We start from the raw sequence: 12705 nt of genomic DNA, 5'->3' as shown, positions 1-12705 counted from the left end.
CCACTATATAGATTCGCTCTCTCTTTACGGGCTATCGTGAAGCGATGTAGTTAAGCCCTCTCTTTAAATGTTCCCTCGAGTACTTTCATTCTCTTTTGTATTGATAGCCTGCTCTTATGCATTCATCTTTAGCGGATTAGGCCGGTGCTTATCTTTCGGTAAGGTCATTATTTTGCGGCATCTTTTGACGATTTGAACTATTTTTTGAACAAATGTTTGAATTGCATCTAAACTCATAGAAACAAATAAAAGATCGGCGGTGATTTAGGCCGATAAATTAGACTGGTTTTTAGGCCTTGATGCTGTGTACACTGACGCCATACGTCCAATATGAATACCAAGGAGTTTCTTATGTTTAAGCGTTATGTCATTGCTCTTACGGCTATCCTCTGGGGTTGCCCAGCTTTTGCAGCAGAGGGGATGGTTAACATTGCCAGCGAATATAGTGTGGAGGAAACCGCCGATCGGTTAGATACCATTCTGGCTAAAAAAGGGATGACTGTATTTAATCGGGTGAAACATTCTGATGCCGCAGCTAAGGTTAATATTGAGCTACGGGATACCCAGGTGATTATTTTCGGTAATCCGAAGGTTGGTAGCCCTTTGATGGCGTGCCAGCAAACGGTTGCTATTGATCTGCCACAGAAATATCTGGTTTGGCAGGATGTTAGCGATAAGGTTTGGATCTCTTATAACGATCCTGCCTATCTGGTGAAGCGGCATGAGATTGAAGGCTGTGACGAGGTGATCAATAAAGTCACCAATGCTTTGTCAGGGATAGCCAGTGCTGCCGCTAAGTAGGTCTGTTTAACGCTGTAAACTCAGGGCTACGACGATTCTATCAATTGAAATACCGAGGTGTATTGATAATGAAAAGATCTGAGATTGTTCGTCTACAGGAACGGGTGGGGACATTAGGGGATGGTTTTTGGGGGCCGATGAGTATTGCTGCTTGTCAGCAACACCTAAAAAACCTGATGCCATCTCCGCATCCCTTTCCGCTTGAAGGATCCCCTGAGTTTATCGATTTTTTTGGCCCCCATGGCGATAAACATTACAGTCCGCCACGCAAGAAAATCATTCTGCCTTTTACCATTTATTATGGCGATAAACCGGTTAAATCCCTATGGGCTCACGAAAAGTGTGCCGATAGCTTATTGCGTGTTTTTCAGCGCTTAGCCGAGGTATACCCTGATGAGGAATCACGTCAACAAGCCGGTATACTGGTCTACAACGGCCTTTATAATCCCCGTTTAAAACGTAACAGTTTAAATTCATGGTCGATGCATGCATGGATGAATGCGATCGATATCAATGCCGGTCGAAACGGTAATAAAACGGCGTGGCCGGTGAATGCCTCAATGCCGATTGAAGTGATGGAGTGTTTTGCCCAAGAAGGGTGGTTATCAGCGGGTGCTTTCTGGGGCCGTGATGCGATGCATTTTCAAGCCTCCGCGCCGCCTGCTTGATTGTTTACAGGTCTGGCAGGGTAAGTGAATTGCACTGCAGAATAGATCGACCAGTCCTTAGGTAAACCGTTTACTTCGGCAGGCGATGGGCCCCAGTCATCCTATGAATCAATTTAGTGGAGCTGAACCATGGCAATGATAAACTGCGAAGACTGTGATCAGCCGATCTCTGACAAAGCCGACAGTTGCCTCCATTGCGGTTGCCCTGTGGCGCTTAATCACATCACTGCGAAACAGAAAATTAATAGTGCCTGGGGCGCGGTTAGTCGTTCTAAAACCCCTATAAATCTGTTCGCGATTGCCATGATGTGCTGTTCTTCGGTGTTAGGCCTCAGCGCTACCCAGATTAACAGCCCAACGGCATTAATCGCCTTTACCTATACGCTGCATGTGTTTATGGCCGTTACGGGGATGTTTTTTGTTACTATCCTGTTTTGTCGTAAAGGCGTGTATCATCCCGATGATTTGGCGAAAGCGAAGCGGGATGGCATCACCGATGAACTAGGGGCTGATCGACCGCTTCTGGCTGCGGTATTGATTGTTATGATGCTGAGTGCGTATGCGGTTTATCAGGCGAAAGCCGACGTGAAAGAACCGCTGGTGTCGGCACAGTCTCAGCCGGCCGTTACTGCTGCTGAATAGTGTATCCTGTTGATCTGACTATTTAGTCATCGAAGCCTCTGCCAATATAGCCTGAGTGATAGGCGCTTGAATGTCGTTGCTCACCGTTCATTATTTGTTCGATTAAGCTTCGCGTTGTGGCTATGTGCTAGCCATGATTCCTACCGTTAGATGAGATTGATGAATCCCATGTTTGAGTTAAAAACCCTCGCGCTTTATATCATCACCGCCGTTGCTGAAATTGCCGGTTGTTATCTGCCATACCTTTGGTTAAAACAGGATAAAACGATCTGGTTATTGCTGCCAGCAGCACTTAGCTTAATGCTGTTTGCTTGGTTGCTATCGTTGCATCCAACGGCGGCGGGTCGAGTCTATGCGGCTTATGGTGGCGTCTATATTTTTGTCGCTTTAGTATGGCTTTGGTTAGTCGACGGTATCAAGCCCACCGCTTGGGATATGGTCGGGGCGAGTGTGGCATTAATCGGTATGGCGATTATTATGTTTGCTCCTAAATCGATCTGAACGATTATGGCGGTTGCTGAAGGCTAGTCAGCACTGATTGATTCGCGTATTTTTACGCTATTAGGTCTATTTTAATGAGGGCTTCAGCGATGTTAGAGCTTCGTCCAAACTGTGAGTGTTGTGATAAAGATCTGCCGCCAGATTCAACCGAGGCCTATATTTGCAGCTATGAGTGCACCTTTTGCCACGATTGTGTCGAACAACGGTTGAGTAATGTCTGTCCTAACTGTGGTGGGGGTTTTAGTCCAAGACCGATTCGACCGGTTAAAGGGTATCGCGAGGGGGTCGGCTTAGAGCATCAGCCAGCATCGTCTTTACGGGTGCATACCGCCTATAGTGACGCCGAGCTTAGTGAGTTTAGTGCATTAATCAAAGCAACCGAACCCAGTAAACGATAGCCTACTGTTGGCGATTATATCGAAACTGAAACCGATAAAGGAGCCACGCCGGTCATGGATATTAAGACCCATTTCATCCGCATGGCGGATTACAATCAGCGGATGAATCATCAGGTCTATAATGCTTGTGCCAAGCTCTCAGCGGATCAGCTAAGCCGTGATTGTGGGGCGTTTTTTGGCTCTCCATTAGGGATACTGAACCATATTTTAGTCGGAGATCTGCTGTGGCTAGCGCGTTTCTCGTTACATGCGCAAGGTTATAATTCGCTCATCGCCCTGAAGGCACTGCCAAGCCCTGTCGCTCTAGATGAATTGCTCTACGGCGATTTTCCTTCCCTTATCGCTGCCCGACAGCGCGTTGATACGGCCATTAAACAGTGGCTAGTATCCGAAGTTAGCGCTGATGATTTTAACCGCACGTTACGTTATCGCAATTCGAAGGGGCAGGTGAGTGAACGTGAATTCGCCGGGTTAGTTAGCCATTTGTTTAATCATCAAACCCATCACCGAGGACAACTGTCGACGGTGCTTTTTCAATATGATATCGATGTGGGGGTGACGGATTTATTGATCGATATCCCTGACCTACAAGAGGCTGCGGATCAACAGAACTTGAGGGATTAATCTCTGTTAATATGCCGCAAAGCACCGCGTAGCAGAGAAGGGCTTATTCGCCCTGACTGCCTTTGATCGCAAAGATTGATGCCAATAGGGCTAACGAAACCAATACCAGTGGTAGCATATTAATGCTGAACGCCATCAGCAGCGGGGTGATTTGTGCGACTAACGAGCCAATGGTTAATTGGAAAAAACCGAGCATCCCAGTGGCGGTTGCGACGGCACCGGTGGTCGATGAGATAGCCGCCGCTTGTGCGCTTGGCTGACTTAAACCACGACCATAGGTATACAGCGCCATTGGCATAAAGAGCGCCAAAAAGCTGAAGGAGGTGAGTACAAACAGCCCCAGCATGAGCAATGCACCCATGCCGGAAAGGCTATTGCCCGCCAACATCATTCGTCGAGTGCCAACTGTTGCGGAAATCTTGCCTGCGGTCAGGCTGCCAAACCAAAAACCCCCCGCCACCAGTAGAAACCAGTTACCGTAATCCGCGGAGTTACCCTGTAAAAACTCAGAGACTAAGAAAGGCGCACTGGTCATAAAGACAAAAAAACCGGAGGCGATCATGGTGGCTGATAGCGCACAATAAACATAATTTCGGGATGACAGCACGGTGCCGTAGCGGGTAAAGCTTTGTAGCAGCGAGCCCGTGTTTGATTTTGCTGTTGAGGTTTCCGGCAAAGTGAAAAGGGCGCCAAGCCAAACGAGGGTGCCGAGTGCCATCGATACCCAAAAGACCGATTGCCAGCCCACCGCTAAGTTAAGATAGCCGCCCATGGTGGGCGCCAGTGCTTGAGCCGAAGCGATCCCCATGGTGATATAACCAAGCATCCCAGCGGCTTTATCTTTACCATGCTGATCGAGAATAATACTACGGGCCAGTAACATCCCCGTACAGCCGCCGGCGGCCTGAAGAATACGCGCCAGCAGTAGTTGCCATACCTCAACGGCAAAGGCACCCAGTAACGCACCCAAAATATGCAGCAGAAACCCCCAGAAAAACACCGGCCGACGACCATAGCGATCGGCTAATGGGCCGCTAATCAATTGGCCAATAGCGAGCGTGAGCAGATAAAAGGTAAAACCTAACTGGATTGTAAATGGGCTGGTATCGAACTGTTCTGCCAACACGGGCATCACGGGAGCATAGAGGTTGAGCGCCACGGGACTGGCAATCGCCATTCCGGCTAACAATAAAATGGGAGTTTTGACTTGCGCGGTGGAAGAGGTTGGCATAGTAGAGTTATCGTTCTGTCAGGCTTACTTGAAAATACTTAACAAGTTAACAGAATACACCGGTAGTACTAAGATCGCCAGTAAGACTCGTGATTTCAGAGTGATGCTGTAGCACCATATTAGCAGATTAACGACCTGCTATTGCTCAACGCTGATCGGCTTTTGCTTGTGGGGTATCGGTAAAAGAGCCGTAAATTTTACTGATAACTTAACATGTTAACTAATGTTGTGTATTATCGACCCATAGATCGATTCCAATGGGTCGGTGCCAACGGGACACGCTGCCCGATAACGTTAAACGAGATTGCTATGAAATTAGAATTGAATGACAGCTCTTTGCTAAAGACTAAAGCGTTTATTAATGGGCAGTGGGTTGATGGTGATACGGGCGAAAGCTTCTCCGTGCTTAACCCTGCAACCGGTGCAGTGGTGGCTGAAGTCGCCAGTGTGGGGCAGGCGGAAACCGCTCGCGCGATTGCTGCGGCGGATGCCGCGATGCAGAGCTGGAAAGCGCTGCCCGCCGGTCAACGTTCTGAGGTGTTGGAGCGCTGGCATGGGCTGATTATCGATAATATCGATGATCTGGCGGCTATTATGACAATTGAACAGGGTAAGCCGGTATTCGAATCAAAAGGTGAGGTGCTTTATGGTGCCTCTTATTTGAAATGGTTTGCCGAAGAAGGCAAGCGCATCTATGGCGATATTCTGCCATCGGCAGGCGACCGTCGTAGTATTGTGATCAAGCAACCGGTGGGTGTGGTCGCGGCCATTACACCTTGGAACTTCCCTAATGCGATGATCACCCGTAAGGCGGCTCCTGCTTTAGCGGCTGGTTGTGCCATCGTATTGAAGCCTGCCGGAGAGACACCGTTGTCGGCATTGGCGCTGGCTGAGCTGGCTAATCGTGCTGGGTTGCCTGCTGGTCTGTTCAGCGTGCTGCCGAGTGCTCGCTCATCTTCTGTTGGTGGTGAGATGACATCGAATCCAACGGTTAAAAAACTGACCTTTACCGGTTCGACCCCAGTGGGCAAGCTGCTGATGAAACAGTGCGCCGATACGGTTAAACGAACCTCTATGGAGTTAGGTGGTAACGCGCCCGTGATTATCTTTGATGATGCGGATCTCGATCTGGCGGTCAAAGGTGCGTTGATCTCTAAATACCGCAACTCAGGTCAGACCTGTATCTGTGCTAACCGGTTGTTGGTTCAGGAAGGTATTTATGATGCATTTGTCGCAAAATTTGCAGAGGCAGTTAACGCGTTCCGTTTAGGCTTTGGCTTCGATGCCGATACCACTCATGGGCCGGTTGTCTCTGCGAAGGCGTTAGGCGATATCGATACCATTGTGCAGAATGCGGTTAAGCAGGGTGCTAATGTGGTGACCGGTGGTAAACCATCCGAGTTGGGTAACTGCTTCTATGAGCCGACCATACTGACCAATGTGAACGACAGTATGAATATCTTCTCTGAAGAGATCTTTGGCCCGGTTGCGCCGGTGTTTAAGTTCAGTACTGAAGAGCAAGCGATTTCGATGGCTAACGATACCGAGTTTGGTTTGGCGGCTTACGTGTTTACGGAAAATGTCGGTCGTATCTGGCGTGTGTCTGAAGGTATCGAGTATGGCATGGTGGGCGTCAATGAAACGGCGATCAGCTCTGAAGTGATCCCTTTTGGTGGGGTGAAAGAATCCGGTCAGGGCCGTGAAGGGTCTAAATACGGCTTGGATGACTACTTAGAAACTAAATATATCTGTATGGGTGGTTTGCAGCGCTAATTTACCGCGGCTGTTGACACTCAAAGCTTGATAAAAAAAGAGCCGTCGATCAGAAGATCGGCGGCTCTTTTTTATATTGATAAACAGTCAATTCGTTTGCCTTATTTTAGGGAAGGCTTGATACACCTTTAGGTGGGAGAAGCCATTCCATGCGTTGATGATCGACTGTTGTAATCTGGGACTGTAAGACGTTAATGCAACTGTTTTATTGGGTCTGCGAGGTATAGTTCAATCGCATCGGTATCGATGGGTCGGCTATATAGATAGCCCTGTATTTCGTCACAACCCGCTTGCTTAAGAAAGTCAGCTTGCTCATTCGTTTCTACTCCTTCTGCGATCACTGTTAGCCCAAGGCTAGCGCCTAATGCGATAACGGCGTTCGAGATAGCCATATCGTCAGTATCAGTGGGAATGTCGCGGATAAAACTACCATCTATTTTTAGCTTATGAATCGGGAGTTTCTTTAGATAACTAAGCGAGGAGTAACCTGTACCGAAATCATCAATCGCTAAGGTGATGCCAAGGGCTTTCATCTCATTGAGCTGTTCGATGGCTCGATCGGCGTCCTGCATTACATAGCTTTCTGTTACTTCTATTTCGAGAAAACGTGCGGGCAAACCGGTTTCGGACAGGATGGTTTTAATGGTATCGACGAGTTTACCCCGTTTAATTTGAGGGCCTGCAACATTGACCGCAATACGACCAAACTCAATGCCACTATCGAGCCATCGTTTTGCTTGAGTACAGGCGGTGCGTAACACCCACTCCCCAATTTCAATAATTAAATTTGATTCTTCTGCAAAAGGAATGAACTTACCCGGCGGGATATTCCCTTTAGTAGGGTGGTTCCAACGAATTAAGACCTCTAGGCCAATAATGGCATTATCTTTTATGCGGACTTGTGGTTGGTAATTGAGATAGAACTCATCTCTGTCGATGGCTTGTTGTAAACTCGTTTTAAAAAATATGTGTTCGAGAGCGCTATTGGTCATATCCTCTTCATAAAACTGATAAGTGTTACGGCCATTGTTTTTGGCACGGTACATGGCTGTATCTGCATTGCGTAAGAGTTCGGTCGAATTTTGTCCGTCTTGTGGGTAAAGGCTAATGCCAATACTGGCTGTGACAGACATGGTATGTTTCGCTAGCAGAAACTCTTTTTGGAATGTGTGCAGCAGTTTATTGATCAGGCTAATGAGATTATCAGGGTGGCTAATATCTTCGAGCAGAAGAATAAACTCATCACCGCTAATACGTGAGACGGAGTCTTGCTCTCTTACGCAGCTAAGTAACCTTGAAGCGGTTTCTTTCAGGAGAAGATCACCGATGGTATGACCAAAGCTGTCATTGATCATTTTAAAGTTATCGAGATCGAAGAAAACAACAGCGATGGATGAGCTTTGGCGTTTTGCTCGTTTAATTGCCTGATTGATATAGTCGTTTAACAGCAGTCGGTTAGGTAATCCGGTGAGGGCGTCATGATGAGCCAAATGATAAAGCTCTTTTTCCGATCGTTTTATATCAGTGACATCGCGCACGACGCATACCAGCTTATTGTCGATCGACATTTGGTTCAATCGAGCATCAAAGTAGCGTAACTCACCTTTGATCGTTAAGGCGTAAGTAAAGACCTGCATCACATGAGTGCGCTCTATCTCAGTGAGTTTGTTTTGAAATAGCAGACCTATCTTTGGCGGCAAAACTTCCTGCATCGTTTTACCCAGAAAATGGCTTGGCTCTTGGTACAGGTCATGTAGATTATGAGCGTGCACATCTAAAATAGTGCCGTCGGAGCTGATCTGAAAATAGATGTCCGGTAGTGCCTGAAACAGGCTGTTTAACTCTGCGGCATAATGCTGATTATCGGCTTCGAACTGTTTACGTTTAGTGATGTCTTGTACGATCCCTGCCATTTTAGTGGTCTCTCCAGAGACATCCAGCTGATAACTACCGGAGCCCCAGATCCAACGAATCTCGCCATCTTTACGTTTGATGCGGCATTCAAAATCCCAATCAGTTTTGTCTTTTATCGACTGCTGAAATTTTTGGTCTATATCGGCGCGATCCTCGGGTAGCACATGTTCGAGAAAAGTCTCATAGGTCCATTCAGGCAGTAATGTGCTGTAACCAAATATCTGGTCATGTTGCGGTGAACGGTAGGCGGTTTTATCGGTTAGGTTTAGATCCCAATTACCGGTACGGCTCTGCTCAAGAACAAAGTTTAAGCGCGCCTGAATCTCTAAATCTCTGTTTTCGGCCAGGCGGCGTTCTGTTATATCGGTGGCTTGTACGATATAGCCAATCAGCGGGCCACTCTCTGATGAATAAAGGGCTGTCGTAGCGGTATCAGCATAATGCGTTGCATCCGCTATCCGATACACATCTTCCGTTATGATAGGGGTGCGCTGAGACGCGGCTTGTTGAAAGCGTTGTTGCCAAGTAGCGGCCCATTCTGGAAGCTTATTCCAAGGTGGAATATCCCAAAATAAGTGCCCAATAGAGTCTTTACGTTCAGCGTCCTGCATGGTGAGCGCTAGCTGGTTAACCTCAAGTACGCGGCACTCTGGCGATAAAATAGCAAGAAATTGATGTTGTTGGTCAAAAACCATTTTGAATAGTTGTTCGGGGCAATCAATGGAGGTCTTCGGACCGGATTTTTTTGATGTCATCACGGCAGTATTGTTGAGAAACATATATTTGGAAAGGTTTTTATTCAATATATCGATATTAAAATGGCTGTCATTGGGGCGGTGTGGATATAAGTAAAACTGGCTGTAAGTTTAATAATATTTAAAAATAATCACATGTTAATCAAAAACACATACTGTTAGTTTGCAAAGAGTTGCTGGCGTTCTTGAATTCATCAGTAGGGCCGATATCCTGTTTCGCACCTGTGATCTGTTCGTTGCTAACACACAGTCGATGAAGGTCGTTGGGTTGCTTTATGGTTAAGCCTATGAGGGGCAAAAAGTCATTCGTTGTAAGTATGAGTATGAGCATTGGCCGTTGTGAAAAAGCGAGCACATGCAACGCAGGAAGAGGCAGGGGAGTAAAAGGTGAATTGAAACGCGCCATTTTCGGCGGGTTAAGCACTTTTCTAACCGTAGATAAGAGTGCGGTCCAAGGCGTGGTTTGAGCGGTAAACAGTGCTTTAACCAACGCCTCTTGATAAGAGATACTCGTATTATCAGGGTGTTTTAAACCTTAAGTTCGGCTAACTCTTTGAGTAACTTAGTCAGTTGCTCAAGTTTCTCTTCACCATAGAGTTTGGTAAAGGCTTGATACTGCGTTTCTACATCGGGGCTGAGTCGCTCAAACAGGTCTAGGGCTTTATCGGTTAGGCTTAATAGGGTACGGCGTTGATCTTCATCTGATTTCTTACGCTTGATATAACCCTGTTGTTCCAAGCGCTTGATGATCCCCGTCAGGCTTGGGCTCAAAATGCAGCAGTGCTCAGCCAGCTGTTTGGATTCCAGCTCATCGAACGCCTTGAGTGCCCTTAACACACGCCACTGTTGTTCGGTGACATTATTGTCTTGTAGTAACGGCCGAAATAGGGCCATGCTGGCTTCACGGGCTTTAAGTAGTTGTAACGGCAAGGAGTCTTCAAATTTACGCATATGTTTATTCTTAATATCTAAACTAATTCATTCATTCTTACTATTCGCGGCGAACGATGCAAATGTTTTTTACTACATAGTTTCTTTACGGATAGAGCGTCGCCACTGAATATAACCATGGAGTAACAGTGTGGTGATCACCAGTCCGCCACCTTGAAGGGCTGCTAAGCTCGGTGCTTCATCAAGAAATAACCAGACTAACAGTGGCCCGCAGGCGGTTTCTAATAGCATTAGCATCCCGACTTCGGCGGCTGAAATACGGGTTGGACCGATGGTGATTAGGACAAAGGCGATGGGAATAATAATCACGCAGAGTAAGAGCATCCAGCCCCAATCCGTACCGGAAAGAGCCAACGGGGATGCCCCGAACAGGCTAATAACGCTGATGAGTAGCCCCGAGGTTATCAGCGCCGGTGTCATATCCCGATGCTTTACCGAGCGATCATTAACAAATTTAGCAGCTAGCATCGTGCCACATACAAGCGCCATAAGATCGCCTTTCAAATTAGGGCTAGACCATGAGTCCTTCATGACCCAACCGATACCAAACATTGAGATGGCAATGGCGATCCAAGTGATAGGTGCGGAACGCTCGCCGATAAACACACGGGCAATAATGGCAGCGAACAGTGGTTGAGCGCTGATGATAACCAACACATTGGCAACCGAGGTATGGTAAAGCGCTGTGACAAATAGAATCGAGCTAGCACAGAACAGTAGTGACGAGCGGGTACTGGCCCAGTCGAGGTTAAAAAGGGGTTTGCCGGGGTGTTTGTAGCGACACCAGAGTGCCACCATCAGGCTCATTAACAGGCCTCGCCAAAACAATAGACTAAAGGATTCGACGTCAATAAGACGAATCAGCAGTGCATCAAAGCTGAGAATCAGTACACCTAGCGAGGTGAAGAGAAATCCTTTTAGGTAATCGGTATTCATTGTTTGTTAAATCCCTTTATCGATAGTGTCAGTTTTTATCGTTATTAGGCTGATGCCATCTTTCGGTCATCGACGCGGCGAATATTGCGCGCATTGTATCCATATTATTATCAAACTGCATTGAAATCCGATGATGGGCCTCTTTTGGTCTGACTTAGGATACAATGCTGTGCTTTCGATGTAGGGCTAAGGGTATTTTAAATTATGGCTAAACAACAACAGCGTCGTGGGCGAGATGTTAATCGGCTACACCCTCGTAATCCCCATCAGGGACGTTATGACTTTGACAAACTTTGTCTGCTCAGCGCTGAGCTAACACCCTACGTTATCGAGAGCCGTTCGGGTGATCGGACGATTGATTTTCATGACCCTCTGGCGGTCAAGGCTTTGAATAAAGCGCTGTTGATGCAGAGCTATGGTGTTCAGTTTTGGGATATCCCCGCTGGTTATCTTTGTCCGCCGATTCCGGGACGGGCTGATTATATTCATTATTTAGCCGATGAGTTAGCAATAGACAACGGCGGTGTGGTGCCCGAGGGGCGAATGATTCAGGGGTTAGATATCGGTGTTGGCGCGAACTGTATCTATCCCTTAATTGGTAATCGAACCTATGGCTGGCAGTTTGTTGGCACGGATATCGATCCGATATCGGTGAATACGGCTAACCTTATCGCTGAAGCGAACCCCTCTTTAAAAGGGCAGATACATTGTCGTTTGCAGGGGGATGCCAAAAGTATTTTTAAAGGTGTTGTTAAACCGTCTGATCGGTTTGACTTTACCCTGTGTAATCCACCTTTTCATGGCTCGGCGCAAGAAAGTGAAGCGGCCAATCGACGCAAACGGCGCCATTTGGGGCAAGCAGAGGCTAAGCTCAACTTCGGTGGCCAGAGTAATGAGCTCTGGTGTTCGGGTGGAGAGTTGGCATTTATTAAACGGATCATTACTGAAAGCCGGACGGTTGCTGAGCAGTGCTATCTGTTTAGTTGTTTAGTGTCTAAGCAGGATAATATCGCTCAGCTAACCGGTGCCTTAAAAAGTGCTGGGGCTAAACGCGTAAAGGTCGTCGCGATGTCACAGGGACAAAAGCAAAGCCGTCTGCTGCTATGGACCTTTCTTTCGCAAGAGGCTCAGCAGCAGTGGCGTGAAGGGTACTGGGGCGATAAATAAGTTATTGCCTCAGCCTTTAGTGCTTAATGTACTGTGTTAATAGAGGTGTAGCGATGAGCCTAGGCTGTTGCGCTAATGCCGTTGTTGCAGCAGTTTAGCTGTGTTTTCGAGTTCTTCCATGTAGTTAAGTAGATCGTCGGTCATTATATCTGGGTGAGCATTAAGCAGATGCTTAAGTGTTTCTAAGGGTGCTGGTGACCCCTGATGTATATTGCTGGTGATGGCGAGTAGCAGTGAGGTGAGCACCTCGAGACTTTTTACGCGTGACTCCAGGTTATATCCTTCCACATTCAATCCCCCTTGGATCGTCATGATATACACGACAGGCCGTTCCTGATGGAGCG

At 47.2% G+C, this 12705-nt stretch carries 13 protein-coding genes; 8 read left to right on the top strand and 5 right to left on the bottom strand.

All coding sequences use genetic code 11. The features are described from left to right. Positions 1 to 351: 351 nt before the first annotated feature. The 6 genes from KO512_RS03710 (at position 352) to KO512_RS03685 (ending at position 3634) form a co-directional block, all read left to right on the top strand. A complete protein-coding gene (locus tag KO512_RS03710; protein ID WP_215950991.1) occupies positions 352 to 801 on the top strand; it encodes a DUF302 domain-containing protein in 450 nt (149 codons plus the stop codon). A 68-nt stretch (positions 802 to 869) separates the two neighbouring features. After that, the gene (locus tag KO512_RS03705) at positions 870 to 1469 is read left to right on the top strand and encodes a M15 family metallopeptidase (RefSeq protein WP_215950990.1); all 600 of its coding nucleotides are present in this window, start codon (positions 870 to 872) and stop codon (positions 1467 to 1469) included. Positions 1470 to 1598: 129 nt separating this feature from the next. Then, a complete protein-coding gene (locus tag KO512_RS03700) occupies positions 1599 to 2111 on the top strand; it encodes a hypothetical protein (RefSeq protein ID WP_215950989.1) in 513 nt (170 codons plus the stop codon). Positions 2112 to 2279: 168 nt separating this feature from the next. Then, positions 2280 to 2612, top strand: coding sequence for a YnfA family protein (locus tag KO512_RS03695; RefSeq protein ID WP_215951067.1), 333 nt, complete (start codon positions 2280 to 2282; stop codon positions 2610 to 2612). Between the two features lie 89 nt (positions 2613 to 2701). Continuing rightward, positions 2702 to 3010: a DUF1272 domain-containing protein gene (locus KO512_RS03690; protein WP_215950988.1), complete on the top strand. Its 309-nt coding sequence runs from the start codon at positions 2702 to 2704 to the stop codon at positions 3008 to 3010. 54 nt (positions 3011 to 3064) lie between these two features. Then, positions 3065 to 3634, top strand: coding sequence for a DinB family protein (locus KO512_RS03685; RefSeq protein ID WP_215950987.1), 570 nt, complete (start codon positions 3065 to 3067; stop codon positions 3632 to 3634). Positions 3635 to 3677: 43 nt separating this feature from the next. On the opposite strand, the gene KO512_RS03680 is transcribed toward KO512_RS03685, so the two are convergent. Further along, positions 3678 to 4865: a multidrug effflux MFS transporter gene (locus KO512_RS03680; protein ID WP_215950986.1), complete on the bottom strand. Its 1188-nt coding sequence runs from the start codon at positions 4863 to 4865 to the stop codon at positions 3678 to 3680. 309 nt (positions 4866 to 5174) lie between these two features. Between KO512_RS03680 and KO512_RS03675 the strand changes: the two genes are divergently transcribed. Beyond that, complete coding sequence (locus tag KO512_RS03675; RefSeq protein WP_215950985.1) at positions 5175 to 6638, top strand: NAD-dependent succinate-semialdehyde dehydrogenase; 1464 nt, start codon at positions 5175 to 5177, stop codon at positions 6636 to 6638. Between the two features lie 191 nt (positions 6639 to 6829). Here KO512_RS03675 and KO512_RS03670 read toward each other — a convergent pair whose 3' ends face one another. From KO512_RS03670 to KO512_RS03660, 3 genes are all read right to left on the bottom strand, one after another. After that, a complete protein-coding gene (locus KO512_RS03670) occupies positions 6830 to 9307 on the bottom strand; it encodes an EAL domain-containing protein (protein WP_252734807.1) in 2478 nt (825 codons plus the stop codon). A gap of 528 nt (positions 9308 to 9835) precedes the next feature. After that, on the bottom strand, positions 9836 to 10258 hold the full coding sequence (hpaR, locus tag KO512_RS03665) for a homoprotocatechuate degradation operon regulator HpaR (RefSeq protein WP_215950983.1): 423 nt from the start codon (positions 10256 to 10258) through the stop codon (positions 9836 to 9838). A 72-nt stretch (positions 10259 to 10330) separates the two neighbouring features. Further along, the gene (locus KO512_RS03660) at positions 10331 to 11194 is read right to left on the bottom strand and encodes a DMT family transporter (RefSeq protein ID WP_215950982.1); all 864 of its coding nucleotides are present in this window, start codon (positions 11192 to 11194) and stop codon (positions 10331 to 10333) included. A gap of 204 nt (positions 11195 to 11398) precedes the next feature. On the opposite strand from KO512_RS03660, the gene rlmF reads away from it, so the two are divergent. Then, a complete protein-coding gene (gene rlmF / locus KO512_RS03655) occupies positions 11399 to 12361 on the top strand; it encodes a 23S rRNA (adenine(1618)-N(6))-methyltransferase RlmF (RefSeq protein ID WP_215950981.1) in 963 nt (320 codons plus the stop codon). A 72-nt stretch (positions 12362 to 12433) separates the two neighbouring features. Here the strand turns inward: rlmF and KO512_RS03650 are convergent, their stop codons facing one another. Next, positions 12434 to 12649 (bottom strand): hypothetical protein, encoded by a 216-nt coding sequence (locus KO512_RS03650; protein WP_215950980.1) that lies wholly within the window; start codon positions 12647 to 12649, stop codon positions 12434 to 12436. Positions 12650 to 12705 lie beyond the last annotated feature (56 nt).

The sequence above is a fragment of the Amphritea atlantica genome (assembly GCF_018860855.1).
Lineage (GTDB): Bacteria > Pseudomonadota > Gammaproteobacteria > Pseudomonadales > Balneatricaceae > Amphritea > Amphritea atlantica_A.
This window is presented reverse-complemented; position numbering and strand designations above follow the sequence as displayed.

Excerpts from the sequence above, each read along its gene's own strand:
- KO512_RS03710 (WP_215950991.1), top strand. The coding sequence starts at position 352 with ATGTTTAAGCGTTATGTCATTGCTCTTACGGCTATCCTCTGGGGTTGC.
- KO512_RS03705 (WP_215950990.1), top strand. The coding sequence starts at position 870 with ATGAAAAGATCTGAGATTGTTCGTCTACAGGAACGGGTGGGGACATTA.
- KO512_RS03700 (WP_215950989.1), top strand. The coding sequence starts at position 1,599 with ATGGCAATGATAAACTGCGAAGACTGTGATCAGCCGATCTCTGACAAA.
- KO512_RS03695 (WP_215951067.1), top strand. The coding sequence starts at position 2,280 with ATGTTTGAGTTAAAAACCCTCGCGCTTTATATCATCACCGCCGTTGCT.
- KO512_RS03690 (WP_215950988.1), top strand. The coding sequence starts at position 2,702 with ATGTTAGAGCTTCGTCCAAACTGTGAGTGTTGTGATAAAGATCTGCCG.
- KO512_RS03685 (WP_215950987.1), top strand. The coding sequence starts at position 3,065 with ATGGATATTAAGACCCATTTCATCCGCATGGCGGATTACAATCAGCGG.
- KO512_RS03680 (WP_215950986.1), bottom strand. The coding sequence starts at position 4,865 with ATGCCAACCTCTTCCACCGCGCAAGTCAAAACTCCCATTTTATTGTTA.
- KO512_RS03675 (WP_215950985.1), top strand. The coding sequence starts at position 5,175 with ATGAAATTAGAATTGAATGACAGCTCTTTGCTAAAGACTAAAGCGTTT.
- KO512_RS03670 (WP_252734807.1), bottom strand. The coding sequence starts at position 9,307 with ATGACATCAAAAAAATCCGGTCCGAAGACCTCCATTGATTGCCCCGAA.
- hpaR (WP_215950983.1), bottom strand. The coding sequence starts at position 10,258 with ATGCGTAAATTTGAAGACTCCTTGCCGTTACAACTACTTAAAGCCCGT.
- KO512_RS03660 (WP_215950982.1), bottom strand. The coding sequence starts at position 11,194 with ATGAATACCGATTACCTAAAAGGATTTCTCTTCACCTCGCTAGGTGTA.
- rlmF (WP_215950981.1), top strand. The coding sequence starts at position 11,399 with ATGGCTAAACAACAACAGCGTCGTGGGCGAGATGTTAATCGGCTACAC.